Below are 4,196 nucleotides of genomic sequence, written 5' to 3'. Positions count from 1 at the left end.
GGTCCTGGTCGCCGCCGGGGACGGCGGTCGGCGGCAGCGCGGCGTCCGGAACGATGGTGCCCGGCGCGACGGGCGGCGGCGTCCCCCGCGGCGGACGGCCCGCGCACGGACGGGACGGGTCGGCGACGGTCAGCGGCGAGCGGTCGTACCAGAAGGGCTCGGCGAACCGTCCCGAGTCGATCTCGTGCGCGGTCGCCGGATCGGCGGACGCGCGCGCGAGCACCTGCGCGCGGCGGGCCCGCTGCTCGGGCGTGGACGGCGCGAGGAAGCGCATCGTCGCCGCCGTGACGTCCAGGTTCTCCAGGGCGGCGGCGCGGCGCTCGGTGTCGTAGGTGCCGAGCAGCGCGGGCGGCGACCAGCCGCGCGCGACGAACGCGATCTTCCACGCGGCGTTCTCGGCGTCCGGAACGCCCGAGTTGAGGCCGCGCGCCCCGAACGGCGCGTACAGGTGCGCGGCGTCCCCGGCGAGCAGCACGCGCCCGACCGCCATCGGGGACGCGACGCGCGAGTGGAACCGGTAGTCCGTCGCCCACAGCACCTCGTACGGGCGGTCGCCCACGACCTGCCGGACGCGGGCGTCCAGGCGTCCGCCGGAGCGCTCGGCGGCCAGGTCGAAATCCGGCGGGACCTGCCAGTCGATCCGGTACACCGATCCGGGGCAGGGGTGGATGAGCACCTGCCGGCCGGGGTTCCACGGCGGGTCGAAGTGGAAGTGCCGCTCGGTCTCGCGGCCGGGCCAGGCGGTGCGCACGTCCACGATGAGGAAGCGGTCGCCGCCGCTCTCCCCCGGGAACGCGACGCCGAGCGCGGCGCGCAGCGCCCCGGAGTGGCCGCCCGAGCACACCACCGCGTAGGCCCCTCGCACCAGCGCGCCGGACGCGCCGTGCGCGCCGTGCCCGTCCGCCGCGCCGGTCGCGCAGCGCACGGTGACGCCCGACTCGTCCTGTTCGATCGCGGTGACGCGGTGGTCCCAGCGGATCGTGACGTGGGGGTCGGCGTCGGCGAGTTCCTGCAGCACCTGCTCGGTGCGGCTCTGGGAGATGTTGACGAACGGCGGCAGCGGCCCGGCGCCCGCGAACCGCCAGGACGCCACCTCGCGGCCCCGGTGGAAGACGCGCCCGGTCGTCCAGGTCAGGCCCTCGTCGGTGAGGACGTCCGCGCCCACCGCGGACCAGATGTCCAGGACGTCCCGTTGCTGGCAGATCGACCGGGACCCGATCTCCGTCCGCGCCGGGAGCGCTTCGAGCACCTCCACGCGGAGCCCCCAGCGGGCGAGGAGCAGCGCGGTGGTGAGTCCCACCGGCCCCGCGCCCACGACCAGGACGGGCGCGCCGGCCTCCCTCCCACCACCGGCCTCCCTTCCAGCACCGGCCTCCCTCCCACCACCGGCCTTCCTCTCGACGCCGCCCGCGTTCTCCAGGGACGGCGGTGCCGCCCCGCGCCGTCCGCCCGGCGCGGGGTTCTCGAACGCGGCGGAGGCCATGGCGTCATCCCTGGAGTTCGGCCCAGACCTGGCGGTCGCGTTCGGCGGTCCAGACGCGGGGGCGCTCGACGCCGTCCAGCTCGTCCCAGAGGCGGGAGACGTCGAACGGCAGGCAGTGCTCGAAGATCGGCCAGCCGCCGTAGGACGGTTCGAGCGCCGCGTGCACGGCGGTGAACGCCTCGCGCAGCGTCCCGCCGCGTTTGCGCACGTCGCGGACCTCGCGCAGCATCGTGTCCAGGAAGTCGCGGGTCTGCGCGATCGCGGCGCGCACCGCCTCGCGGCCGTGCGCGACCGCGCCGCGCCCGCCGACCAGGGTGTCCGCGCCGAACGAGGCGACCCGGTCGAGCGTCGCCCCGGCCCAGTCGCGGTGGAAGGCGTCGCCGGTGTAGAGCGCGGCCTGCGTCTCGACCAGGTCGCCCGCGAACAGGATGCGGTGCCGGGGCAGCCAGGCGACGATGTCGCCCTCGGTGTGCCCGCGCCCGCAGTACCGCAGCACCAGCTCGCCCCGGTCCCCGCCGAGGGCGATGGTCACGCTGTCGGAGAAGGTGGCGGTCGGCCGGGTGAGCCCGGGGATGCTCGCCGGGTCCTTGAACAGGCGGGGCATCCGGCCGAACTCCGACTCCCAGTCCTGCCGCCCGCGCTCGGCGATGAGGTCGCGGGTCCGGTCGTGCGCGATGATCGACCGGGTGCCGAACGCGCTCGCGCCGAGCGTCCGGACGGCGTGGTAGTGCGACAGCACCAGGTGCCGGATCGGCTTGTCGGTGTGGGCGCGCAGCACCATCAGCCAGTCGCGGGCCGCCGCCGGGGTGGCCGTCGCGTCGAAGCAGACCACGAAGTCCTCGCCCTCGATCGCGCCGACGTTCGGGTCGCCCTCGGCCGTCAGCGCGTACACGCCGTCGGCGAGTATCTCCAGCGTCTGGGTCTTCGCGGACAGGTCGGCGGACGACGCGAACGGCTTGGGCATCGTTGCCCCTCGCTCTCTTTGGGCGCACGGCAGGGAGGACGGTCCGGCGGGACGCGGCGGGGACCCTCGCCGCCGGGGCGAGGGTTTCATTCCACCACCGGACGACCCGTAATCACCGATCCCGCCGCCCCGCCCGGCCCTTCGCGGCCTCCCCGCGCTCCCCCGTCCTCCCCGGCCGCGCGCCCCCGGAGGATCGGCGGTGAGCGGGCCGCGGGAGGGTAGGGAAGATCGGGATCGGGGAACGTACCGGGGACGCCGAGCGCGCCAGGACGGGCGGCGCGCGAAGGGAGGACGTGGATGACCGCGGCGCTCGGACTGCTCGCGGTCCTGTTGCTGACGGCGGCGACCGGGTACTTCGTCGCCCAGGAGTTCGCGTTCGTGACGGCGGACCGGCCGGTGCTGGCGGAGCGCGCGGCGGCCGGCGACCGGGCCTCCGAACGCGCGATCCAGGTGATGGAGCGGGTGTCGTTCATGCTGTCGGGCGCGCAGCTCGGCATCACCGTCACCGCGCTGGTCGTGGGCTTCATCGCCAAGCCCGCGCTCGCCGACCTGCTCGCGCCGGTGCTCGGCGCGGCGGGCGTCCCGGACGGCGCGGTCGGCGGAATCTCGGTGACCGCCGGGTTCGTCCTGGCCACGGTGATCCAGATGGTGCTGGGCGAGCTGTTCCCGAAGAACCTGGCGCTGGCCCGGGCCGAGCCGCTGGCGCGGCGGCTGGCGGGCTCGACGCTGGTGTACCTGACCGTCGCGGGCCCGGTGATCCGGCTGTTCGACCTGGCCGCGAACCGGCTCGTCCGCGCCGCCGGGATGGAGCCGGTCGAGGAGCTGCACCAGGGCGCGACGCTGGAGGAGCTCGGCCACATCATCGGCGAGTCCGGCGAGCAGCTCGGCGACCAGACCGACCTGCTGGAGCGCGCGCTGGAGTTCTCCGAGCGGGACGCCGAGGAGGTCATGGTCCACCGCGTGGACGTGGTGACCGTCCCGGCGGACGCGGTGGCGACCGAGCTCACCGAGGTCGTCACCGCGCACGGCCACTCGCGGTACCCGGTGGTCGGCGACAGCGTGGACGACGTGATCGGCGTGGTCGGGCTGAACGACCTCATCCGGCTCAGCCCCGAGGAGGCGGCGCGCACGCCGGTGCGCGAGCTGGCCCGTCCGGCGGTGCTGCTGCCGTCGTCGCTGCCGCTGCCGCAGGTCGTCGCCGAGCTGCGCCGGCACGGCGACCCGCTCGCCTGCGTGGTGGACGAGTACGGCGGCTTCGCCGGGCTGCTGACCTGGGAGGACGTCGCGGAGGAGCTGGTCGGGGAGATCGCCGACGAGATCGACGCGGACCCGGACCTGGCGATCCGGTCCGGGGCGTGGTGGACGACCGACGCGGGCCTGCGGGTGGACGAGGTGCGGCACGAGACGGGCATCCCGCTGCCCGAGGGCGACTACGAGACCGTCGCGGGCCTGCTGCTGAGCCGCCTCGGCCGGGTGTCCGAGCCGGGCGACGTCGTCCGCATCGGGCTGGCCCCCGAGCGGCCGGAGGACCCGCCGCGCGACGCCGTGGTCGAGGTGCTGACCATCCACCGGCACGTCCCGGAGCTGATCCGGATCTGCGTCGTGCCCGCCGGAGGCGCCCCGCCCACGGCGAAGACCGGGACCGGGAACGGAAGCGCCGGCGGACCGCGAACGGGTCCGGGCGGCGCGATCGGAGGCGGGGCCGGCGGCGCGATCGGAGGTGGGGCCGGCGGCGGGAGCGGAGGCGGG

Annotated in this window: 3 protein-coding genes; 1 reads left to right on the top strand and 2 read right to left on the bottom strand. The window is 75.8% G+C overall.

Annotated features, from left to right (window positions below; genetic code table 11):
- Together DZF91_RS27480 and DZF91_RS27475 are read right to left on the bottom strand one after the other, a co-directional pair.
- The coding region (locus DZF91_RS27480; protein WP_117360045.1) for an FAD-dependent monooxygenase at nucleotides 1-1,483 on the bottom strand (1,483 nt) is incomplete at its 3' end.
- A gap of 4 nt (nucleotides 1,484-1,487) precedes the next feature.
- A complete protein-coding gene (locus tag DZF91_RS27475) occupies nucleotides 1,488-2,447 on the bottom strand; it encodes an MBL fold metallo-hydrolase (RefSeq protein WP_117360044.1) in 960 nt (319 codons plus the stop codon).
- A 297-nt stretch (nucleotides 2,448-2,744) separates the two neighbouring features.
- On the opposite strand from DZF91_RS27475, the gene DZF91_RS27470 reads away from it, so the two are divergent.
- On the top strand, nucleotides 2,745-4,196 hold a 1,452-nt coding region (locus DZF91_RS27470; protein ID WP_199486935.1), incomplete at its 3' end, for a hemolysin family protein.

It is taken from the genome of Actinomadura logoneensis (genome assembly GCF_003428695.1).
GTDB classification, from domain to species: Bacteria; Actinomycetota; Actinomycetes; order Streptosporangiales; family Streptosporangiaceae; genus Spirillospora; species Spirillospora logoneensis.
The sequence above is the reverse complement of the archived record's forward strand: the minus strand, read 5'-3'. Positions and strand labels throughout refer to the sequence as shown.